Annotated in this window: 17 protein-coding genes and 2 pseudogenes; 6 read left to right on the top strand and 13 right to left on the bottom strand. The window is 66.6% G+C overall.

Annotated features, from left to right (window positions below; genetic code table 11):
* Positions 1-6: 6 nt before the first annotated feature.
* The 3 genes from H4W31_RS15795 to H4W31_RS42815 form a co-directional block, all read right to left on the bottom strand.
* The gene (locus tag H4W31_RS15795; RefSeq protein ID WP_192767352.1) at positions 7-432 is read right to left on the bottom strand and encodes an SgcJ/EcaC family oxidoreductase; all 426 of its coding nucleotides are present in this window, start codon (positions 430-432) and stop codon (positions 7-9) included.
* A 274-nt stretch (positions 433-706) separates the two neighbouring features.
* Positions 707-1,156 carry an SCP2 sterol-binding domain-containing protein gene (locus tag H4W31_RS15790; protein WP_192767351.1) on the bottom strand — a complete coding sequence of 150 codons (450 nt, stop codon included), beginning with the start codon at positions 1,154-1,156 and terminating at the stop codon, positions 707-709.
* 91 nt (positions 1,157-1,247) lie between these two features.
* Positions 1,248-1,496, bottom strand: coding sequence for a replication-relaxation family protein (locus tag H4W31_RS42815; RefSeq protein ID WP_404825713.1), 249 nt, complete (start codon positions 1,494-1,496; stop codon positions 1,248-1,250).
* A 793-nt stretch (positions 1,497-2,289) separates the two neighbouring features.
* Here H4W31_RS42815 and H4W31_RS15785 point away from each other — a divergent pair.
* The 4 genes from H4W31_RS15785 to H4W31_RS15770 all read left to right on the top strand — a co-directional run bounded on the left by H4W31_RS15785 (position 2,290) and on the right by H4W31_RS15770 (position 4,643).
* A complete protein-coding gene (locus H4W31_RS15785) occupies positions 2,290-3,186 on the top strand; it encodes a hypothetical protein (RefSeq protein ID WP_192767350.1) in 897 nt (298 codons plus the stop codon).
* A gap of 212 nt (positions 3,187-3,398) precedes the next feature.
* On the top strand, positions 3,399-4,169 hold the full coding sequence (locus H4W31_RS15780) for a DUF429 domain-containing protein (protein ID WP_192767349.1): 771 nt from the start codon (positions 3,399-3,401) through the stop codon (positions 4,167-4,169).
* Complete coding sequence (locus H4W31_RS15775; protein ID WP_192767348.1) at positions 4,169-4,426, top strand: DUF6361 family protein; 258 nt, start codon at positions 4,169-4,171, stop codon at positions 4,424-4,426. The genes H4W31_RS15780 and H4W31_RS15775 overlap by 1 nt, the downstream gene beginning before the upstream one ends.
* 16 nt (positions 4,427-4,442) lie before the next feature.
* Positions 4,443-4,643, top strand: coding sequence for a hypothetical protein (locus H4W31_RS15770; protein WP_192767347.1), 201 nt, complete (start codon positions 4,443-4,445; stop codon positions 4,641-4,643).
* Between the two features lie 102 nt (positions 4,644-4,745).
* Here the strand turns inward: H4W31_RS15770 and H4W31_RS15765 are convergent, their stop codons facing one another.
* Together H4W31_RS15765 and H4W31_RS15760 are read right to left on the bottom strand one after the other, a co-directional pair.
* Complete coding sequence (locus H4W31_RS15765) at positions 4,746-5,222, bottom strand: DUF6308 family protein (RefSeq protein ID WP_192767346.1); 477 nt, start codon at positions 5,220-5,222, stop codon at positions 4,746-4,748.
* A gap of 15 nt (positions 5,223-5,237) precedes the next feature.
* Positions 5,238-5,459 (bottom strand): hypothetical protein, encoded by a 222-nt coding sequence (locus tag H4W31_RS15760; RefSeq protein WP_192767345.1) that lies wholly within the window; start codon positions 5,457-5,459, stop codon positions 5,238-5,240.
* Between the two features lie 194 nt (positions 5,460-5,653).
* Between H4W31_RS15760 and H4W31_RS15755 the strand changes: the two are divergent.
* A pseudogene (locus H4W31_RS15755) lies at positions 5,654-6,530 on the top strand (IS5 family transposase).
* Between the two features lie 201 nt (positions 6,531-6,731).
* On the opposite strand, the gene H4W31_RS15750 reads toward H4W31_RS15755, so the two are convergent.
* The 8 genes from H4W31_RS15750 to H4W31_RS15715 all read right to left on the bottom strand — a co-directional run bounded on the left by H4W31_RS15750 (position 6,732) and on the right by H4W31_RS15715 (position 21,248).
* On the bottom strand, positions 6,732-10,106 hold the full coding sequence (locus tag H4W31_RS15750; RefSeq protein WP_192767344.1) for a DUF499 domain-containing protein: 3,375 nt from the start codon (positions 10,104-10,106) through the stop codon (positions 6,732-6,734).
* A gap of 25 nt (positions 10,107-10,131) precedes the next feature.
* Complete coding sequence (locus H4W31_RS15745; protein ID WP_192767343.1) at positions 10,132-12,831, bottom strand: DUF1156 domain-containing protein; 2,700 nt, start codon at positions 12,829-12,831, stop codon at positions 10,132-10,134.
* Complete coding sequence (locus H4W31_RS15740; protein ID WP_192767342.1) at positions 12,828-16,334, bottom strand: helicase-related protein; 3,507 nt, start codon at positions 16,332-16,334, stop codon at positions 12,828-12,830. Before H4W31_RS15740 ends, H4W31_RS15745 begins: the two co-directional genes overlap by 4 nt.
* A 146-nt stretch (positions 16,335-16,480) precedes the next feature.
* Positions 16,481-16,651, bottom strand: coding sequence for a hypothetical protein (locus H4W31_RS15735; RefSeq protein ID WP_192772825.1), 171 nt, complete (start codon positions 16,649-16,651; stop codon positions 16,481-16,483).
* 582 nt (positions 16,652-17,233) lie between these two features.
* Positions 17,234-18,709 carry a tyrosine-type recombinase/integrase gene (locus H4W31_RS15730; protein WP_192767341.1) on the bottom strand — a complete coding sequence of 492 codons (1,476 nt, stop codon included), beginning with the start codon at positions 18,707-18,709 and terminating at the stop codon, positions 17,234-17,236.
* On the bottom strand, positions 18,706-19,104 hold the full coding sequence (locus H4W31_RS15725) for a hypothetical protein (RefSeq protein ID WP_192767340.1): 399 nt from the start codon (positions 19,102-19,104) through the stop codon (positions 18,706-18,708). Before H4W31_RS15725 ends, H4W31_RS15730 begins: the two co-directional genes overlap by 4 nt.
* Positions 19,101-19,982 (bottom strand): DUF2637 domain-containing protein, encoded by an 882-nt coding sequence (locus H4W31_RS15720; protein ID WP_192767339.1) that lies wholly within the window; start codon positions 19,980-19,982, stop codon positions 19,101-19,103. Before H4W31_RS15720 ends, H4W31_RS15725 begins: the two co-directional genes overlap by 4 nt.
* A gap of 381 nt (positions 19,983-20,363) precedes the next feature.
* Positions 20,364-21,248, bottom strand: a complete 885-nt coding sequence (locus H4W31_RS15715; RefSeq protein WP_192767338.1) for a replication-relaxation family protein — start codon at positions 21,246-21,248, stop codon at positions 20,364-20,366.
* A gap of 1,086 nt (positions 21,249-22,334) precedes the next feature.
* Here H4W31_RS15715 and H4W31_RS44260 point away from each other — a divergent pair.
* A pseudogene (locus H4W31_RS44260) lies at positions 22,335-22,482 on the top strand (haloacid dehalogenase); the annotation flags it as partial.
* Between the last annotated feature and the right edge of the window lie 3 nt (positions 22,483-22,485).

The raw sequence follows: 22,485 nt of genomic DNA, 5'->3' as shown, positions 1-22,485 counted from the left end.
CGTACGCTATTCGGCAGGGTCGCGCGGGCAGTTGTGGTAGACCGCCAGTAGCCACGCGTCACCGCGCTTCACCAAGATCCAGGACGCCCGGATGGCCGCCTCGGCGGAGAGTTCCGACTTCCCCGGAGCCAGCACACCGCCCACCGTGGTCAGCGCGACCGCGCCGGGCGCGAGCGGGATGACCCCAACGGGCTGACCCGTCACACGGGTGCCCTGGTAGGCGTCGGCGAATCCCGCCGCCATGAAAGCGCGGATCTCGTCGCGACCCTTCCGGTATACCCCGGGGAGAATGAGTGTGCCGTCCTGGGTGAAAAGCTCGGCAAATCCGTCGGCGTCGTGCTTGGCCCAGATTTCCGTCATGCGGGCGGGGACCGCCGCTATCGCGGCGTGATCGGCGTCCGTGGTGGCTGTCGTGGGGCCGGTAATCGTCATGCCTCGTCTCACTTCCTGTCGCGTCCTGCACCGGTTGCGGCGCCGACGACCGGCGCATTCCCAGATGGACTTACCCTGGCATGCGGGCCGGAACGCCGCATCTTTGGTCTTGCGGCCTCACCAACCGGTTGCGCGCTGCCACAGTGGACGGCGCCGGCGAGAGAAATCGGGACCGGAGAATTGAACAGGCCCAGCCGTGGTGCGGTCGCGGCCGATACTCTCCGATGCCAGCGACGAACGCCGGGCGCATATCGGAACTCACCGGGGAGTGCGCCTAGACCCGCGGAACGTCGAACATATGTGGAAACCTCGCGGTCAGCGCGAGGTCGCCTTTTGTCTTCAACCTTCCCTTCATCGTGAGCGTTACCGGGTGGGCGTTTCCGGTGACCATTCGGAGAAAGTCGACCGCGCCGACGGTCAGCGTGAGCTTCGGCTGCCGCTGCGGCGCGGCCGACAGGGCGCAGGTCCCACCGTCGATGACGATCTCGTAGACGTCCACGGCACCGTCCGGGCCGTCGCCGATCTTCCAGTGCACCACGGCCGACGTGCCGCCGGCCCGGTCGCTCCGGAAGACGCCCGGCATCCGCGCGAGCACCGTGTCCAGCACGGCCCGGCGCCGGCTCCCGGACATAAGCTCGCGCAGCTCGTCGGTCGAGGTCGCCTTGACGAGCAGGGCGAGCTCGCGAGCGTCCAGCTTCGCCGGATCGAGGTCCTCGATGGGCATTTCTTCCTCCCGGTGGCACGGATCCAGGAATCATCGCCACGGCCGGCACGGCCGGGGGTAGGCATGATGCGCTGGCGCCTGTCCATCCTGGTCACCGACACTGCCGTCGTTCATCTCCTGAGGTGCTGTCCCGCCGGACTCCGGGCGGGCGGCCGGCGGTCCCGGTCCCAACCGCCCGGCCGGACCGCGGCACCCAATACGGAGCTCCGCCCCGATGGGTACGGGCGTGTCCGGCCAGGTCGGTGAAGAAGCCGTTGAGCCCGAGCCGGTGCGCCAGGCTGCGGCTGGAGGTCCAGCGCCGCCCCTCACCGTCGGCGAGCGCGTGGTTCTGCCGGCGAATTGGGTCAGTCAGCTAAGGACGGGCCCCGGAGCCTTCGAGGACGCCGTGACCAAGCTTGGCGCGGTCTATCGAGGCGACTGTCTTTCATCATCCGACGGGCTGATTCTCAAGACGACAACGTCCGATGACCTGACCGGCGGTCGCCGACCTACGCGGCTGCCAGTCCAGCCTGGTCCAACTGCTCCCGAGCACCCGGCGAGCGACCACCCACCACCGACGTACACGAAAAGGCCCCGGCCTGGTGTGAATCACCAGGTCAGGGCCTTGATCGTTGGTGCGCCGCCAGGGACTCGAACCCCGAACCCGCGGATTAAGAGCCCCGTCGATGCCGCGCTCATCGGTCCCGCACGGCGCTGGCAGTCCCACATCCCCCTACCAGTCGATTGCCTGTGGGCCGCCGTGTGCCACCGGATGCCCGTCGTCCACGGCGCGCGAGCACCCGGCGAGCACCCGCATACCGCGTCCCGGACGACCATAAGCCAGCTGAGCGGAACCGGTGCTTGGCCGGCCATGCTACTCAGAGCGGTGGGCGTAGAGGTCCTGGTGCGTCGCTCGTGTCCGTCGTACGGTGCAGGAGTCGGGACGCCGGTCTATCCGTCTCCCTTGCTTGCCGCTTCCTCTCGCGGAGCCCACATCGCGGCGTGAACGCCGAGGGCTACAGACCGCTTGCGGCTCTACCCATCTGGTTACTGAGGACGTTCCGCCTATCTGGACGGGCCGCCTGTTTCGCGCGTTCCCTACCCCACGCTGCCGCACCCGTGGTCGTCACTCCCGCCGTGAGAGGGGTACCACCATGCTCGCCGGATCCGACGGCGTCTCGCAGGATCCCGTCGGCGCCTTGCTGGCCGAGACGTTTCCGTACCAGCATGTTCTGCGCGCCGAGATTGCGGCGGGTCTTTGCCGCTGTCCAGTTCTGCTGATCGACCCGCCGAACAAGTCGTTCTTCGGCCACGTTGTGGAACTCGCGATTGGTCTGGCCTTGTGCGATCAGAGCCCGTACCTTCGCCTGCTCCACTGCCTTGATCACGACCTTGCGGCCCAATTGCTCAACATGGCCGGCTACGGGCCCACCAGCAACGCCACCACGGCATACGACGTCTGGCGCCGTAGCGGCTCAGCGCTGCAGCCAGCGCGCATCTTCACCGTGGCCAGTCGGCTCGCTCACGTCCGGAACTTGCTCAACGACCTCGACCGTAATTGCTCAGACTCCAAAGACGTCGTGCAGCATCTCCTTGAGCAATACCCACGTTTGCTCAGCGGTCGTATCAAGGAGACGTATCACACGAGGCGTGTATTCCGTACCGTCTGGGCCAGCTACTCCAGTGGCTTCCACAGCGCTTTCCGCTCCTACGGGCCGGCGACCGCGCAGCTGTCCCTGCTCGACGGACGCCGCCACGCCGACTTCCTCCTTGGCACCACCGTGCTGGAGGTGAAGAGCGGTCGACTCGACGAAGACCGCTACCTTGACGAGCTGATCCGTCAGATCCTGACGTACGCCCTGCTCGCCCATCACGATGGCCACCGCGTCACTCATGTCGCCGTCTACGCCGTTCGATATCAGCGGCTGCTGCGATATCGCATCGATGAGCTGGCCAATCAACTCGCCGGCACGCCCATCGATCTGGCTGCAACCGGCGCTGACTTGGCCGCCACCATAAGGGCCCGGCCACGTCGAAGGGCAGCCGCCTGACCGCGAAAAGCGAGCCGGGTGCACCGCAATCGGCCGTTCCACCCAGTGGACGAACAAGTATCGGTGTGCTGTGGAAGGTCGCGGCGTGGACGACGCCGCCGAACCGCACCCACCCCTGGCTCAGCGCATCGGATCCGGATACAGCTGAACGTCAGCTAACGACCGTCGGTCGAGCCATGTCTTACCGAGCTCACGACACCTAGAGTGGTGCGGTGCTGACCCTCGGCGTCGACCTCGCAGCGGCCAACATGCGTACGGCGATGGCCGCGGTCGAATGGCTGCCGGACCGCGCCATAGTGCGGGACCTGGTCCTCGACGTCAGCGACGCCCGCATCGTCGAGGCCAGTGAGCACGCTGACAAGGTCGGACTGGACTGCCCCCTCGGCTGGCCGGAGCCTTTCGTCGCGCTCGTGCAGGCCCATCGATTCGGCCACGTCACCGATACCGATGCCGACGGCGCCCAGTGGCGGCGTCACCTGGCTTACCGGCTGACCGACGAGGTGGTCCGCGAGGAGACCAGCATCATCCCACTCAGTGTGGCCGCGGACCGCATCGCTCACGCTGCCTTCCGTTGCGTCGGATTGCTGGCGATGCTCGCTGCCGCCGGACACAACGTCGACCGTTGCGGCGGCGGCAGGATTGTAGAGGTGTACCCGGCCGCGGCCCTGTGCCGCTGGGGATTGGCGTACCGCGGTTACAAGGGCCGGGGTCAGAACGTGCAGCATGCTGATTTGGTTACTGCGCTTCGCGAGGCCGCGCCCTGGCTGGAGTTGGGTGCGTTTGAGGGGCTGTGTCGGCGCAGCCATGACGCGTTCGACTCGGTGATCGCGGCCTTGAACGCGCGCGCTGCGGCGATCGGCAAGGCAGTCCAGCCGAGTGACGAGCAGCGGACGGTCGCGCGTGTCGAGGGCTGGATCGCTCTGCCCACCGGTCCGCTCAGCGACCTCATCGATGGTGCAGAAGGGATGAGCGGAGGGGATTGATGGCCTCGGGATTGAGCTGGCTGGACAGTTCCCGCGACGACCAGAACCGGATGCGTGAGCTGCTCAAGCTGTTCAGCAACGCGGAGAGCCGGGACGAGTTGGGCCTTGGCCAGGTCCGCGACGCGTTCAGTGACCTGCTGTTTCCAGGGACCTCGGTGCTGCAGACCCGGGCGCGGTACCTGCTAATCGTGCCGTGGTGTCATCAGGAGGCGCAGCGGCGTGGGCTGCGCGGTGAGCGCCCCGCCGCGCAGGTTTGACGGCAACGAGCGGAAGGTGATCGCTGCGCTGCTACACGGGGACGACACCGAGGGTGTGATCGGCCGGCGGGCCGGCTTCGGTGTGCGAACCCTGCCATCGGCCATCTACGCGGCGGCGCTGCTGCGGTACGGCATCCGCACGGGTGACGACGACATCCCGGGCCGACGGGTGACGTCCGGTCCATGCGGCCCGCATGCTGGGCGGCCCACTCGCTGAACTGCCGCTGCCGTCTGTGCCGGTCAGCGGACGGGTCGACGGACATCATGTCCGGCGAAGCGGACCTTCGGGTTCCACGTTGCACAACCGCTCTGCTGATTGTCAGGCGGACTTACTCTGCCCGGGGCCGTCGGGGTGATGTGTCGCGGCCATACGCCAGGCCAGGATGTCGAGTAGCCGCAGGTCGCTGAGCCCGTCCGCCGCCTCGGCGACGATCCCGCCGTCGGGGTCGACGCAGCGCATCCCGGCGCGCAGCAGATCCCAGGCGTCGCCGTTGCGAAGCAGGTCGTTACGAATCGCCGCCCAGTAGGTGCGCCTGTAGGTGCCGGTGAGGTCCCGTGCCGCGGCGCGAGCCGGCTCCCCGTACAGCCGCAGCAGCCGTGAATCGAGCACCGGGATCAGCCCGGGCCGCATCAGATAGAGGCACTTTCTGATCTTCGCGTGGTTGACGCCGGTCGGCCGAGCTCGGTGGAAGTGGCGGTACAGGGCGTCCGCGTCGTCGTAGAGGCCGCCGCGGACCAAAGGGTTGGCGTCGCGTAACAGCGCCTTCGCTGAGACCTTCGCCCAAGAGGCATCCACCGCCTGGTCGAGGAGTCACCGTTCCTCGGCCCTGCTGATGCGGCTGTTAACCCGCCGGGTGGCGGCCACCTGCTCGACAGTAAGGGTGTCGGTGGTACCAGCGAGCCAGTCGTAGCGCCGCAGCGTATCCGCGTGCCGACGGCAATAGTCGGCCACCACGCCGAGCGGGTCTGACACGGTCCTGCCCGCGATCTCGATCGGTGGCACCTTGCACAAGGTTTCCTCCTGCCTGCGCATGTTGACGATCAGCGACGACGGTCCCGACAGCAGCCGTGTCGCGCAAGGCTAGGCCGTGTGTCGAAGTCGGTGCCAGGGCTTGATCTGGCGTGAGGATCTTCGCGTGTCGGTGGTCGTGATGTAGCGAGGTCTCCGGTAGATGGTTCAGCGACCAAGCAGAACCTGAAACCGGAGACCTCGTGGACACCCTAGCGGTGACGAGACGGTTCGACCTGACCGACGCCCACTGGGCGGTGCTGAAGCCGCTGCTGCCAGCGCCGAAGCGGCCGGGTCGACCGTCGTTGTGGAGTAGACGGCAGTTGATCGACGGGATCCGGTGGCGGATTCGGGTCGGCGCCCCGTGGCGGGACGTGCCACCCCAGTACGGGTCCTGGCCGGCGGTGTACGCCTGTTCCGGCGCTGGCAGCGCAACGGGACCTGGCAACAGATCCTCACCGCGTTACAGGCTCGGGCGGACGCCGCCGGCCGAATCACCTGGGACGTGTCGGTGGACTCGACCACCGCCCGAGCCCACCAGCACGCCGCCGGCGCGAGGAAAAGGGGGCGCTGCAGGCTGAACCACCCGGCGGCGTCAGCACTGAGCCGGACGATCACGCCCTGGGTCGTTCTCGTGGCGGGTTGACCACGAAGCTGCATCTGGCATGTGAGCAGGGACAGAAACCCCTCGCGATCGTGTTGACCGCCGGGCAGCGCGGCGACAGCCCGCAGTTCGTCCCGGTCCTGGCCGCTATCCGCGTACCCCGCCCGGCCGGCGGACGCCCCAGGACCCGTCCTGACCGGGTCCTGGCCGACAAGGCGTACACCTCGAAGGCCAACCGGGCCTACCTACGCCGACGCGGCATCGCCGCGACCATCCCGAGCAAGACCGACCAGGACGCCCACCGGCGAGCCAAGGGCTCCAAAGGCGGACGGCCCCCAGCCTTCGACCCCAACATCTACAAGCAGCGTCACGCCGTCGAGTGCGGCATCAACCGCCTCAAACGCCACCGCGCCGTGGCCACCAGATACGACAAACTCGCCGTCCGCTACGAAGCCACCATCCACCTCGCCACCATCAACGAATGGCTGTAACCGACTTCGACACACGGCCTAGTGGCGCCTTCCGGCTTACGATGATGGGCGAGCAGCCTGCCAGCCCACTGGTAGCCAATGTCCGTTCCCGCAGCCCTGTATCTCGCGGACCGCGGGATCTGGTGGCCACAAGACATTGCCTGCCGCGTTGTACGTGGCCACCACCCGATTCCGCAGTCGGACGAGGTCCGCCTGCGTTGTTCAGTCCATTGACCAGCCGTCATCGCCGAATCCGAGGGTCTTGAGATTCTCGCGAATGGCAGCGCGCTGGTCGTTGGTGAGGCGGTCCAACTGGTCCGACTCGATATCGAGGGTGACCTGGACGTCGACGCCTGCCGAGACGAAGTGGGAGATGATTTCTTCGTAGATGCCAGATACGTCGCGGACCACGCGAGCGGAGGTGAGTTCCTTCGTGGCGTGGAACCGGGTGGGAACCTTGGGGGCTGTGGTGACGCCCCCGCCGCCGCGGGTGGTGGGCTTTCCGGACGGTGTGATCTTGACCGGGCCGCCTCGTTCGGCGCCGTCGGTACCGGTACCGGTAGTGCTGCCGGATGCTGCGCCGCTGCCGCCTTCTTCTGCGGCCTTGGCTGCCGCGGCGTCGGCATCGATCTGTTCCCGGGCGACCTTGGGGTCCACGATGAGACCACCGGGTCGAACGTCGGTGGGTTTCTTCAACGTGAGGCCGACGTAGCGACCGTGCTCGTACGCGTCGGCGTAGGCAAACCCATCGATCTCGGCGTGCAGCACTTCGTCGAGGATCCACACGCAGTCGATGACGACCTTAGGGTCGACGACCTTGGGCATGTACACGTACTGACTGAAGTAGCCAGCCACCGTACCCACGGGGATGGAGGACTTGTCGTTCCACAGGTTGAGCCGGTTGATCTCCATGCGCAGTAGCGACGGGGAGAACCGCTCGACGACGAACTCGCCTGCTCGTGCCTTCTTGGTGACCCGCTCGGCGAGGGTGCCGTCCCCGTTCATGAGGATCGCCTCGAGTTCGATCTCGGGCTTGCCGGGCTCCTGGTGCGGCACGAGGATCCAGCGGTACGCCTCCTTGATGGCGTCCTTTACGGTCTGCTGGGCTTGGGTGACCCGGCTGGTGGCCAACTTGATGTTGTGTTGGTCGAGGTTGAGGGAGCCCTTGTTGTCGAGGATGTATTCCCATGCCATCCGGTTGCGGACAGCGTTGAGCATGACGCCGACCCGGTCGACCTCGGGGGCGAGGAATACCAGGCTGTTCTTGTGGATGCGGGCGTTGGTGCCGCGTTTGTTCAGGAACTCCCTCGCGGCTGCTTCGGCTGTCGACTTGGAGCGCTTGGAGAAGGCGCGGTTGGGGCCGAAGATGACCAGGCCGACGCCGGGGTCGTCTTCCACGTCGATACTGCTTGCGGGGTAGCGGTGGACCCGGGCGAAGAGGCCCTTGTCGGTCTCGGCGCGCACGACGGCGGCGAGTTCGTCGAAGACCTGGTCCTCGTGGTAGGCGTCGGCGCGCTCCTGGACGATCTGGGAGACGGTCTGCTGCAGGCTCAGCCAGTACCGGTCTTGGTCCCGGTTCATGTACTTGCCCTGGTCGCCGAGGCGACGCAGCGCGTCAGCGACGTGGGAGGGGTTATCGCCGGGGTAGGTCGCTCCGAGCACGACACGCTTCTGCTCGATGCCTCGGATGGTGGCTTGCGACCCGTCACGCGAGCGACGATTCGCCATAGGCGCAGTACCGAGGAACACGCAGCGGGCGACACGCTTGGCGGCCATCGACCGACCAAGGATCTTGATCTCGTTGTCGATGGTCGAGGCGGCTGAGGAGTCACCGGCGATGTCGGCATCCACGATGGGCTTCCACGTGTCGTCGAGGTGGTTGGTGATCTCCTCGAACACCTTCTGGTTGTCCATCGGGATGGACGCCGGAAGGATCATCGGGGACTTGTCGCCGCTGGTCCACAGGGCGTGCACCACGGTCGCCATGAGCCGCAGGACACCACGGGTCCGCTGGAACCGTTCCAGCGTGGACCAATCCTGGTAGAGCCGGTCGAACAACTCGGGGTGGATCGGGTACGCAGCCTTCATTGAGGACCGGTAGCCGGGCCGCATGACCTCGTTGGGCAGGTCGGCGACGTGCTTGAGGTAGTGGTCGAGGAACTTGCTGACCACCAGGTCACGCGAGGCGGTCTCCTGGCTGGTGAACGGTTTGAAGATGCGCCGCCGCACGATCTCGAACGACTCCTCCACTGAGGCGGGCTGCCAAGCGGTCTCCACCCGGTGAATAACCGACCGGAGGTGGCGCAGCGCTTCGAGCCCGGCCGTGCCGCCGATCTCGTGCTCGTTCGCGATGGGGGCGTCCGCCATGTGCATGTCCCGGACCACGTCCGACGCGGGCAGTGACACCACTAGGAGGGCGTTCTTGACGGCCTTGATGGCTTCGGTGAGGGACTGCACGAACGTCATGTGGGTGTCGAACGTGCCCGCCGGCGTGGTGTCGTCTCGTGACCACAACTGGCGCAGGTAGGCGACCCATTCGTCGATCAGGATGACGCACGGGCCGAACTTCTCGAACAGGGCCGCGAGGTCGCTGGTGGGCGGCGGCGCGGACTTCGCGTCGTACCGTGCGACCATCGCGAATCCCTCGGCGCCGCCCAACTGCCAGGCGAGTTCGCCCCACATGGTGTTGATCGCGGTGCCGTCGTCGGTGGTGCGGCCGAGCACGGACAGGTCGTTGCCGACGATGACAGCTCGGTTGACCTTCGTGGGGAGCTCGGTGACGCCGAGGTTGTCGAGGACCTCGCGCATGCCCGGCAACTTATCCGCGGACTCGCCCGAAGCGGCGTGGTAGACCGCGAGCAGGGAGTGGGTTTTGCCGCCACCGAACGTGGTCATCAGGTCGATGACCGGTTCACCGCCGACACCGGTCATCCGCTGCACGGCCTGCTCGAGCAGGTACCGCAGGCCCCGAGTCAGATAGGTGCGACCGAAGAACTCGGACGGATCGCCGTACTCCGGACCCGCGACCCCGGCGTGCACCTGCCGGAGGTCAGCCGCGAACTGGGCCAACTGGAACGAGCCCCGGGCCACGTCGTCGTGCGGCTCGACCACGTCCCGCCAGGCGGGTAGGCCAGTCGAGTCAACCTGTACCGACAGGGACTTCTCCTTGGCGCGCTGGAGGCGCTTCTGGTCCTCCTCGAACATGACCCGGCGGAACTCTCGACGCATCTCGTCGACGTCGTCGGCCTGCTTGACCGCACCGATCGAACGCAGAAGATGCTCGCCGTCCATGAGGACACGCTCCGTGCGCTCGGACGAGATCGGCTTGCCGTGCGCCCACTCCTTGCGGGCATCCCACAGCGCCGACACGGCGCGCTTGTCCTCGAACGACAGTCCGTGGTCCTTCAGGCTGTGCCACTGCTTGTCGAACACCCAAAACAGGTAGGCCGGGTCGCTGGCATTCGGCGTCGTGTCGCGGTTCGTGTGCCCGGCAGCCCGGACCACCTCATCAGCCCAACCAGCGCCATACTTAGCTTCGAGCCGCTCGATCATCCACGGACCGAGCCCGTCGGCGACCAGGTCAAGGACACGTCCCACGCGTTCCTTGTTTGTCAACGCCATCTCAGAAAAGCCCCTCGCTCGTGACCGAGGAGTCCCCAGCCAACTTGATCAGTTCCGACCACGAGTTGATCAGAGCGTTGTAACGCTCCTGGTCCCCTGTACGGCCTTTCTTCGCAGCAATGTCATGCAGGCGGTACACCAGCGCCATCGCCGGGTCCTGCAGGTTCCCCAGTACCGCCATGAGCCGCGCTGCCTCCAACTCGCCGCCCCGGTCAATCAACCGGTGAGCGAGGTGGTGAACCGCCTCCCATGCCGTCGGCCGCACATCGGCAGAGGGGACCCATTTGTAGTCAAGATTCCCATTGCCGAGAAGTTGGACCCTGTTGCCCTGACTGGTCACCACCTGTGCCCGGACGACGTCATCAACACTGATCCCGAGCGGTCGCACCGTCTTATCGGCATCGCCGAATGACCCGGCATTCCAGCCGTAGGTCTCCCACCAGCGGACGGCGAAGCGAGATTCGGCGTCGAGTTCACCTTCCTGCTCCTCCAACACCTCCGCGAGCGCTGCGTTGATGAGCCGTAGCGCCTGCTCGACAGGTACAGCGCGCCCGGCTTGGTCCAGCACTGCACGATAGCGCGAGTAGATCTGCATCCCCGGGCCCATTGCGGCCTGCGCCAGGTCCACAGGGAGAATCGACGCCGCCTGCAGATCTCGAACGGCTGGTCCGAGTTCGCGCCGCAGAGCGCGGTTGAACTCAGACAGGGAGCAGGTAGTCGACGTCGCTGGCCGAGGGCGACAAACCATGACGATGTAGGCGGCGACCGCATTCGATCCGATGCCCCGCATCCGCGCCGAGCCAGTTCCGTGAATGGGCCAAGTACCGGTGATCTCCAGGTCTGCTCCGAGCATCGCGGTCAGGATTGAAGCCCAACGAGTCTCTTCGCCTCGCCCGCCCTTCTGCTCCTTCGATGCATAGACGACGAGCATGGGGAGCCCCTCGCCAAGGGACTGCTGGGCTCCCGCGAAGACTTCGGTGAAACCCGATACGAAGTAATCCCGTGCGGCCCGAGCGCCTCCGTGGTGCGACGGCGAAGCGGTCAATTCACCGGTCTTCGGAGTGGCCGCGGTGGCGTAGAGGTCAGGAAAGACCCGTCTCAGCGCGCGGCGGTGCCAGAGATAGAAGTAGTCAGAGAGATCCGCGTACCCGATCGCGTCGAAGTAGGGCGGGTCCGTGGCAACAAGCCCCCGTTCCGGGACCGAACTCACGAGTCGGGCGTCCTGCCGAACAACCGCGCCGCGCCCATTTGGCACGACGTAAGAAAGGGCCCGCAGACCGGTGGTTACCTGCAGCAGCCAGCCGCCCACCGATTCCGACATGAACGATGTTTCAGCGAAGTCCCACATCATCGGTAGGTCATTGCGATCGAAGGCCGAGACAACCTTGGCCTCCGCTGTTGGGCGCAGAAGCCAGCGGCATTGGGTCGAGTTGTACTGCGCCATCTTTCCCAGTGACAACGTGAGCAGAGATGCGACCGCGTCGGCCCATTCGCGTGCCACCCCGCGGTTGAGCAACTCATCGTGTGTCTCCGCGATGAGGTCCGCGAACGATGTGAGTGTTAAGAACTGACGGCCTGAGAACAACTGTCGCCAGGTGGACACGCCGTACCCACCGACTCGAACGCCCATTGCGTCTGGATCCAGAGGAACATCAGCGAACGCGTCGTCCTCGCTATGGACATCTGCCGCCTCCATGTCTACGGCAGTCGCTGCCCGGTATTTCCGGGCACCGCCGACTTCGACCGCAACGGCCGTCAAACGAAAACCAACGTCACCCCGCGCTCCGAGTTCTCGTAGGTGCGCGCCATCTAGGGGGGTGCGACAGCTCACACATGCAAACACACCGTCGCCGATCTTGGGTGAGGCCGGTGCCTCGCCATGCGCCAAGCCACTGACGACATCCAGTTCAACGCGCCCATCTACGACCCTCGGCTCGATCCAGGCCAGGTTCCCGCGCTTCTTCGACAGCCACCATGTCGTGGCCAGGATCGTCTCGATCCCACAGGCAGGGTTGGGGCATCGAGCGGTACGGGCCCAAAGCCAAGCCACGGGATTCTCGTGGTCGCCCAGAGGATAGAGGTGCGACAACCGCTTCCAAGCACGATCGCGGATCTGCTTGGCCAAGTAGGCGACGTCCTCCCTGAGACCGTGGAAAGGGTCATTCCTATGCCCGTCGACTCCGAAGAGAGCTGCACCGTTGGGGTCTGAGCCGGCCTCCGGGGCAGTCGCCATTCGCCCTGCAACGCGTGGAAGAACCTGGGTGAGGGTCCGGCTGATAAGCGCAGGCACAGGGTTCAAGTCTGAGCCGAAGGACGGCAGACCGAGCCGCTGCGCTTCGACCAGCGTGGAGCCCCCGCCGCAGAATGGGTCCATGACGGTTGGCACGCCCCCTGGGAACTGCTTCGCGAGTATGGCCTTGGCCTCCTCAAGCGTCTCCTCGTCTGGGAGGCCTGCTCCGTTCTCCACCAGTCGCTTCACCAGATCGAGCAGGTAGACACGCTGGTTGTCGTCTGCAGGGTCGTCAACGAGTGCTGCGAAGAGCAGCGCCCGCCAAGCAGGGAGCGGCATCGGAGCGAACCACTTGTGGAGGTTGCGGATGGTGCCGGTCTTGCGGTCCTTGTCGGCCTTGCAGGCGGCGTTGATTTCGTCGAGGGGCAGCGCAACTTCGATCAACTTGCGCCTGCGGTTGCTGTCGGTCACTGCTGCTCCATCTCAGTGGCTTCGTTCCAGAACGGGTCCCAGTCGAACTCGACGCGGGCGGCTCGCGGGTCGATCGGTGCGGTTATCGGCTGGCGTAGGTAGCGAACGGCAGTGGTGTCGTCGGACAGGACCCGGACGAGTGCGAGGACGCTGCGTTTGCCCTTGTTGAGGGCGGTGACGGCCTCCTGTCGGGTGAGGATGAAGGTGGCGCCGCCGTCGAACCTGCCCTTGACTTCGATGAAGTCGAGGCCGTCGGCGGTCTCTGACTCGATGTCGTAGCCGGGGTTGTTGTGCGGCATCTCGGTGGCGTTGTGCTTGAGCGCTTTCTCGACGCGCAGGACTGCGTCGACGGCGAGCCGTTCGATGCGGGTGGTTTCTTTCGCGCGGTGCTCGGCTGCCTGGGCGTCGACCTGGGCGTCGAGCCAGCCTTGGGTGATGACGAGGCATGCTCCGGTGATCCGTGGTGGTCGGGCGGAGATGTCACGTTCCTTGTCGAGGTCCTTGAGGCGGCGGTCGAGTCGGCGGGCGAGCGTTTCCGTGCGCTGTTCGATCTGGGCGGCGGGGAGCCGAGTCTTCTTGCCGGCGCGTTCCTGTTCGCGGAGGTCGAAGGCGCGCTGGTCCCAGTAGTTGATCTCCTTGGTCAGCCTGTCACGGACCAACCGTTCGGTCTTGTTGAGGCGGGCGATGGTGCGTTCCTTGACGGTGTCGGCGTGGTCGCGGGCGACGGTTGCGGAGGCGTGCCGGATGACCCGGGTGTCGAGGTCGGCGGCGTTGAGCCACGGCTGCTTGAGCAGGACCTGTGCTTGGGCGTGTTCGTCGTCGGTGACCGCGTCCAGGTTCGGGATGGGGCTTTGGGTGAGGGCGGTGATGGTGCCGCCGGGGTCGACGCGCGCGTACTGGGCGCGGCGGGAGACGACCTGGGGCTGGCCGTCGCGGCCGGTCCTGCCGTCGGTGACGTCGTGTTCGAGCAGGCACACGACGTAGGGCTGGGTGTTGAGCTCGGCGCGGTCGACTAGGAGGCTGCCGCGGCGTAGGGCGTCGTGGTGCCGGTCGGTGATGACGCCCATGACTGCGGACATGAGCGGGTGTCCGGGGTGCATGAGGGTAGCGAGGTGGTTGTTGCCGGCGACGCGCACGTACTTCGGGTCGAAGGTGATGCGGTGGTAGGAGTTCACGATGGGTGCCCCGTAGCCGGTGACCCGATCGTGTTCCTTGATGTCGCTCGGCACGGACTTGATCTCGTACCGGTGGTGTTCGCGCATACGGAGGTTCCCGCCGAGGTCCCTGAACGCCTTGTGGAAGAACGCCTCGACGTGGTGGGGCTGGAGTCGGGCGGCTTCGGCGCGTTCCATCTGCTTGCGGACCTCGTCGACCTCGACTTGGTCGAGGCGTGTGGGGACCAGCTGGTTCTCGGCCAGGATCTCGGGGATGCCATCGCCGACCCGGGCGTCGACGATCTCGGTGAGGTACCGCTGCCGTTCGGGGGCGTCGCCTTCCTTGATGGCTTGGATCATCAGGTCGCGCAGGCTGTTGCCTTCGAACAGCTTGCCGAGCACGTCGTAGACGCGTCCGCCGAGGGCGGCACGCTGTTCCTCCAACTTCTCCAGCAGCCGGGCGTACACGTCACCTTCGCGGGTGTCCTTCGCGACCAGCGACCACATGTGACAGACGTTGGGCTGTCCGATGCGGTGGACGCGTCCGAACCGCTGCTCGATGCGGTTGGGGTTCCACGGCAGGTCGTAGTTGATGAGCAGGTGGGCATTCTTGTGCAGGTTGACGCCCTCACCCGCGGCGTCGGTCGCGACGAGGAACACACACTTGGGGTCCTGCTCGAACGTCTCCTTGGCCTTCTTTCGATCCTCGCGCTTGGTGCCGCCATGGATGGTGATGACGGCATCCTTGCGGCCCAGGTGGTTGGTGAGCCGGGCGACGAGGTCGTCGAGGGTGTCCTTATGCTCCGTGAAGATGATGACCTTGCGGCGGGCACCGGTGGAGTCGCGCATCTCGTCGGCCTCGTCGAGGGTGTCGCGCAGCGAGTCCCACTTTGCGTAGGTGGCGCTGGTCTTCACCTTCAGCGACTTGACCAACAGCCGGTCGAGGACCTTGATCTCGGTTTCGAGCTCCTCCGGAGTCCGGGACGCGGACGCCGCGGCGACGGCGGCGTCTTCGAGGGCTTCGCGTTCGGCGTCGGTGAGGTCTCCGAGGTCGTCCTCGTCCTCGGGCACCTCCAAGTCGCCGTCCCTCTTCGGCCCAGACACCAGGAGCCGGGCCTCGTGGAGTTCGGTCTCCAACCGCTTCCTGCGGCGTTCTAGCGACCGGTGGATCGCCGCCGGGGACGAGGCGAGACGACGCTGCAGCGTGGTGAGGGCGAACCCGACGGCGACCTTCTTACGCTTGTTCTCATCCGAGGCGTCGTTGCGGTTCATCTCCTCCCGCACGTACTCGGTGACGGCCCTATAGAGGTCCTTCTCCGGGCCGGTGAGTTCGTACCGCACGGTGTAGGCGAACCGTTCGGGAAACAAGCGGGTGCCGTCGAAGGTGAGAAGTTCCTCCTTCACGAGGCGACGCATCATGTCCGACACATCGACCTTGCGGGTGCCCTCGCGAGCCACCCCTTCGAACCGGTCGGAGTCGAGCAGCGCCATGAACAACTGGAACTGCTCCTCCTTCCCCGAGTGCGGGGTAGCGGTCATCATCAGCAGGTTGCGGGTGTGCCTGCCGAGTTCCTCGGCCATCTGGTACCGCTTGGTCTTCTTGACCTCCCCGCCCCATACGGAGGCGGACATCTTGTGGGCCTCATCGAAGATAACGAGGTCCCAGTCCACGGTGCACGCCTTGTCCAGCACCCCCTCGGAGTTGCGAGCGAGCACGTCGAGCCGGGCGAGCCAGAGCCCACCACGGCCGAATGGGTTCGTTTCACCGAGGATCTTGTCGCGCGTGAGCATCTCGAACTCGATCGCGAACTTCTCCCGCATCTCCTCGTCCCACTGGTCCACCAGCACCCCGGGCGAGACGACGAGAACGTTGGCGGCGTCGCCGCGCAGGAGGAGTTCCTTGACCAGGAGCCCAGCCATGACGGTCTTCCCCGCGCCGGGGTCGTCCGCGAGGACGTATCGCAGCGGCTGCCGGGGGAGCATCTCCGCGTAGACGGCACGCAACTGGTGCGGCAGCGGGTCTACATCCGAGGTGCCGAGCGCCGCGAGGGGGTCGAACAGGTGCGCCAGGCGCATCCGACGCGCTTCGGCTGCGAGCAGGAACGCCTCGGGGGAGGCGTCGAAGGTGAACGCGATGCCGGGCTTGACGGCCTTCAGGTGCGGCAGCATGTCCGCGAACACGATCTTCTCCGCGAGGAGATTGTCCTCCGTGCGGTAGGTGACGCTGGCGGAGTCGTCGGTGAGCCGGTCGACAGCAAGGATCTTGGACGGAGCAGGTCCCGAGAGACCGGTGACCCTGGCCCCAACTGCGAGAACGGAGAACAGAGAGTCCCCGGATGATTTGGTCATTCCGGTACCTCCTGCGTTCGTTCCATAACTGTCCAAGGCCCCCTTATCCGCCCCATATCGCCAGGGCGCGGAACCCCTCCCGTGGCCGACGAGCGGATATTGGCTTGCCAGAGTCTAAGGCCTCCTCGAAGGGGCGGATCGTGGGCTCAGTCGGCGCCGAGGCTGGGGCCAGAGACGGTGAGCCGACACCGCTGAGCGGCATCCTGCAGCAGTGCAGCCTCCTCGGTGACAACGACCTGCTGTCGGAGCTCCGCCCGCAGGCCCGTCAGCTCGACGCGCGCATGGTCCAGCTCGCTGCGGAGCTGGGCATTCTCCACAGCCAGTTCACACGCCTTGCCCCGGCCACCGAACAGAAGAATCTCCCGGACTTCCGCCGCCCTGCTGTGGGCCGACTACGGGAGCAGAAGGCGTCTGGGGGCGGGGCCGGACTCCAGGTGGGATCTGGTGTCCAGCCGGTAGGCGGCACCCATCCAACAGGCAGCGTTAGCCAGTTCGGCGGTGCATTGAATCGGTATGCCACTTTTCCCCTCAATCGTCACGACGGTCCGACGAATCTAGCGCCGTGGCTCGCAACCGGATATCGAGAACCCGGGTCGGCAGGTCGGCCATCCAGACGGCCACAGATGACCAAGTGGCGACCTCAGTCTGATTACCGACATAAAATCGCATTGCTTTGGATACGCAGTCGGTCCCTCAAGTTAGTGCCCGATCGACGCTTCGCGGTTCGAGCCCCATCTGGGCAGGCAACCCCTTCACCAATCCCGCAGCTCAAGACAGAGTTAACCTTCCAAATGGGGCGAGGGCTCCAGTCGCACGAGCGAACCCGCAGTTACGTGGGGGTCGGTGCGGGCGGCGGCGGCGAAGGCCACTCCCGGAACGTCTACCGTGAGTACGGCTTGCTATGCCGATTTCGCTCCGCCACCCCGCCGTCGAGGCACCACAGCCGCTGTCACCTCGGCGGCGGCGTGGGAGAGCTCGGGTAGGACGTCGCCGTAGAACTTGGCGGTGAAGTGTGGGCTGGAGTGGCGGAGCCGGCTGGAGATGACCTTCATCTGGACGCCGGCGGCAAGGCCCATGGTGGCGGCGCCGTGCCGAAGGTCGTGGAGTCGGATGGGTGGTAGTCCGGCTTGGATGGCGAGGTGGTGGAAGTGGTCGGTGACGTCGGCAGGGTGGAGCCGACCACCGGTCGGGGTGGTGAACACGAGCCCGGTGGGGGTCCAGGCCGCACCGGCCGCGAGGCGTTCGCGGTTTTGGCGGGTGCGGTGGGCGCGCAGTACTGCGACGGTTTCGGTGTCGAGAGCGACCGCGGCTTCGCTGTCGGTGGTTTTGGGGGTGTCGATGGCGGTGGCCCAGCCGTGTTGGACGAGTTGCCAGCGGACGGTGAGGGTGTGGGCGTCGAGGTCGAGGTCGTCCCAGTGCAGGCCGCAGGCTTCGCCTCGGCGTAGGCCAGTGAAGGTGATGAGGTGGTAGAGGGCGTAGAGCCGGTCGTTGGCGTCGTGGGTGTGGTCGAGGAATCTGCCGGTGTGTTCGGGGGTCCAGATCATGACGGGGCTGGGGGTCTTGCCGGTGTCGCGCCAGGTCTTGACGCGTTGGTCGGTCCAGATGGTCGGCTTCGGTGGCCGGGCCGGGGGTAGTTCGACCATCAGGGCTGGGTTGGTGTCGATGAGTCGGTGGCGGCGCATCGCGTCGTTGAGGGCCTTGCGCAGGGTGGCGTGGATGCGGTGTTGGGTTGCTGGGCCGACGATGCGCTGGTTCTTGACCTGGTCGCGCTTGGTCTGGTCGCGGCTGGCGCGAAGGATGCCGATGGTGGTGTTACGTTCGTCGATGGCGTCGTGCATGGCGTCGATGTGGCCGGGGCGGAGCCGGTCGATGCGCAGGTGGCCGAGGTACGGGATCAGGTACAGCCGGACGTGGCCCTCGTACGAGCGCAGCGTTCCCTTCTTGATGTTCTTTCGCCCGGCGAGCCACTCGGTGAGGTAGACGGACATCGTCGGCAGTTCGGTCGGGGTGATGTCCAGGTGCAGCGCTCGTCGGATCTGGTCCGGGGTGGGGATGGGCGCGCCGGTCTTGACGGCGGTTTCGATGAGGTCGCCGGTCTTGACGGTGACGTGGGGGTCGGTGGGATCGGGGACGGCGAGCGCGGCCCGGATTTGGTCCAGGACGGCGTCGGCGTCGGTCTGATTGGTGTAGGGGCCGTGGCGGAGCGGGCGGCGGGTGCCGTCGGCTCGGGCCGGTACTTCGATCTGCCAGTGCCATTGGCCGTGGTTGCGTGACCAGCCGCCGCCGGACCGGCGAAGTTGGGGACAGGAGCGTCCCAGTCGTCGGCCCGTGGTGGTGTCGCGGCATCCACAGCGTTTGAAGGTAGATCCCTTCATTCATCGCCTCCTGGATGCTCGGCGTGGTGCCGCCAGCGGTGACGGTTGTAGTCCGCTGGTGACGGGGTCGTTGCATCCACGCTCAGCACCGCGACCGGGTCAAGTCGTCGGCCGTCGTCGGGGGTCGGGGTGGCGCTGTCGAGCAGGAGGAGTCGCAGGAGTCCGGCGACCGGAACGATGATGCGGGTGCCGGCCCGGATCACCGGTGTGGGGAAAGTGTCGGTGGCCGCCAGTCGGTAGGCCTGGGATCGGCTGATGCCGAGTACGGCTGCGGCGGTGGGCAGTGTGGTGGCGGCGCCGAGCGCGCGGATCCGCTCGGCGGTCCACGGAGTACTGGTCGCGGGGTGTGCGCTGGTCAATTGGGTGTCTTGGGTTGAGGTCGTGTTGGCGCTCATGGGGTTGGGTCTCCTGACTGCGGTTGAAGCTGTTGAGATGCGAGTGCGGTAGCGGGCGGAGCACCGGCGGGTGCCGGCCTTGTCGGTGGTGCGCTGTCCCTGGCCGGTCCCCCGGCTGCCTCGTTACGAGACGGAGACGCCGAGGGCGGTTCAGCTTTGAGAATCTTCAGTAGCTGCGATGCTCTGGTGTTGGACACGGTGTGTCCGGTGGAGCGCAGCGCGGCTGCCAGGGCAGCCCGGGTCAGCGGCTGGCCTTCGGCGGCGAGCTGGTCCTGGGTGCGTCTGGCGATGGCGAGCAATTCGTCGGTGGGGTGGGTGGACGGTCCGCCCCGGTGTCGGTGGACGGGTCCACCAGTACGGGGACGGTCCGGCTCGATGTGATCGTGGTTGCTGGTGTCATGGACGGTCGGTGTGCGCGGGGTTCGGTCCGCAGCCGGTCGTGGGGACCGGCTGTCGTAGTCCCCGTCGGACTGGGACGGGTTGGCGGTGGACTGGTCCACCGGCGGGACAGTCTGCGCGTCGGCATTTGCTTGCGCGGACGCGGTTGTGGTGTCGGCGTAGCCGAGGGCGATCTTGACCATGACGAGGAAGCCGAGCGCGGGCACGGCTGCGGCGATCCAGCCGATCGGTGACGGCTCGGCCTCCACGACCTGCGCTGCGAGGGACAGCGTCACCGCGCAGGCCAGCACCGTCGCCGGGAACACCGTCGAGACGCCGGCCCGTTTGCGGCGGCGGAGTTCCAGTCCGGAGGCGATGGACATCAGTTCCAGCACGATCGCGTCCGCCCAGGCCAACCAACCCGGCTGGCCGTGAGCGGCGGCGACGTCGCGGACGTGGCTGAAGCTGGCCGCACCAGCCGCCCCACCGATAGCGAGCATGATCACGACCTGGACGAAGCCCTCGGCCCGGCTACGTCCCGAGCGGGCATCTGGGTCACCTGATGCAGCCGTGGCGGACCACCTCCCCGGACCGGACCACAAGCGCTCCCGGTCCACCCGGCCGCGCGGACCGGGCGAGCCGACGGGTGGTCCCGGCGAGCCGGTCCGGGACCGTAAGTGGACCGACCCAGACGTGGACCGCAGACCCGCAGGATGAGGGCCGGGACGATACCTCTGCTCTCGCACTGTCAGGGCGTTCCGGTTCTGTCACCGGTCTGTCAGCCGCCTCCGGTGCGACGCTGACAGACCGGCAAGAGGACCACCCCGCTGCGGTCCCGTACGCGGACCGTGTCCGGAGGGCGTTCGGTGATCTGTCAAGGCTCACGCCGCTACCTCCCCTGCCCGGTCACGGTCGTCGACGACCGTCAGGTCGGCGAGCGTCAGTCGTTGTCCGTCGCCGCCGGCCACCGCCCACACCGCCTCAGCGGGGCACAGGCCCGCTGTGGTGGCGTGGTCGCGGGCTCCGGTGGCGACCGGCACCAGCGGCGGCATCTCGGCCAGCAGCAGGCGCAGGTTGCGTTCCCGGGCGGCGGAGTGCAGCCAGAACAGCACCGGCCACGCCCGCCCCAGCCTGACGAACAACTCCCGGTAGCCGACCAATTTGCGGGTCAGCACCGACAACTGCTCACCACCGGTGTCGAACTCCACGAAGATCGGCACCTCGACACCTCGTACGAGCCACAGGCCGTAGCCGTCGGGGCGTACCCGGGGCTGATACGCGCGTACCAGACCCGGATCCTCCGGCCGGGTGAACATCCCCGAGCGTTGGCACGCCGACTCCGACAACCACTCCCCCAGGCGGGCCTCGGGGTGGGTGCGGGCGTAGCCGGCGAGGTCGGCAAAGAAGCCGTTCACGCCGAGCCGGTGCTCCAGGGCGCGGCTCGACGTCCAGCGGCGCCGTTCCACCCGGGCGTGATCACGCCGGGGTGGCCGCTCATCACGGCCAGCGGCCACGACCTCCGCGCCGAGCTGATCGATGACGTAGTGATATGGGTACGAGCCACCGTCGGCGCGCTGCGGCCGGAACCGCCCCACCAACCGCAACCGGTACAACGTCCGCAACCGGCGCTGACAGAAATCAAGGGACGGAAACAGGGCATGCGCGATCTGGAACGAGGTCAGCACCCCGTGGTCGTAGAGCCAGCCCAGCAACACCCGATCACGGGCGGTCATCTGCGACTGGACCCGCAGAACAGGATCATCCATCTACCGTCGCCTCCTCTCCGATAAGCATTCGGCCTCCCCAGGGGGAGAGACCCGAGACCAGGACAGGTCTGTCGCAGGACAATCGACCACTACTGACAGACCGGTCGACCTGCGGTGTGAGAACGAACCAGGGGTCCGTCCGGGGGTCCGGGTGAAGACCGACCCCAACCCGGACGGCAAGCCTGACCCCCGAACGGGGGCCAAGCCGGAAACTGTCACCGCCACCAGCAACGGCAGCGGTCGAAAGCATGGAAAACAACGGAACTCCTTGTTGAGTAAGTCGCCGACGCCGGCGGTCCGACGTCGGATGGAAGCCACTGACCCTGCCCACCGGGCGCCAGGCGGCGCCGTCGGGCAGTGTCAGCAGCGGAGCGCCCTCCAGCCGAGGGCGAGACAGCGCAAACGTCACTGTGGAGTTGTCAACGAACGAGCCGCCCCGAAGCCGGGACGACCATGCGGTCACGTCACCACGCAGAGCCAACAACCGATGACCCTGACCAGCGAGGACGCGCAGAAGACGTGCGACGACGAGGAAGCCGAACCGGCAAGCGCCCGGTGTTCAAGGCAGATCTGGTCGAACGCAATTCAGGGACAGGGCACGCAGACGGACTCAGCCACCAACGGCGCGGCATCACACCAGCGGCTCAACCAGCCGGGTAGGAATCCTTCATCGCGTTCCCCCTGTCACTCATGACCATCGACGGCCTACCCCACTCCCGAGCCCGCAACGATCGGCGACGCGCCCGAAGGAGCGCCACCAGACCGACCGGGTAACCCGGAAGGCAGACCGGCCAAGCGGTCGCACGCATCCCAGTACGCCTCCACCACCAGCACCCTGTCAACCAGCCGCATCGGCGGCCGATCATGACGCCTCCGGACTCAGCCGGACCCCTCCGGACTGGTCAAACCGCGTCGGTACCAGTCCGGACGGGTTTCCCGCCTGAACAGGTCTAAAGAATCTTGGCTCGCATGGCCTTCGATCTCAAAAAGTGAGACGGAGGATGATCGCCACCGTCGCAGAGGGCACCCCGAGCACTGACTCGCCGGACGATTTGGGGCGCACGTTGATCCAGCTGAGAGCAGAGGGCACAGCAGGCGGGGATCGCGACCGCGCTGGTCCGACGTGGCCCGTGGGGCTACATCCTCGACAACAAGGTTCATCGACCGCTGCCTGTTGCAGCTCGGCTCCCTGGCCGAGCTCCCCGACCTCGTCCGCAAGCACAACGACTCGGCCGGT

Origin of the sequence: Plantactinospora soyae, assembly GCF_014874095.1 — a bacterium.
GTDB classification, from domain to species: domain Bacteria; phylum Actinomycetota; class Actinomycetes; order Mycobacteriales; family Micromonosporaceae; genus Plantactinospora; species Plantactinospora soyae.
This window is presented reverse-complemented; position numbering and strand designations above follow the sequence as displayed.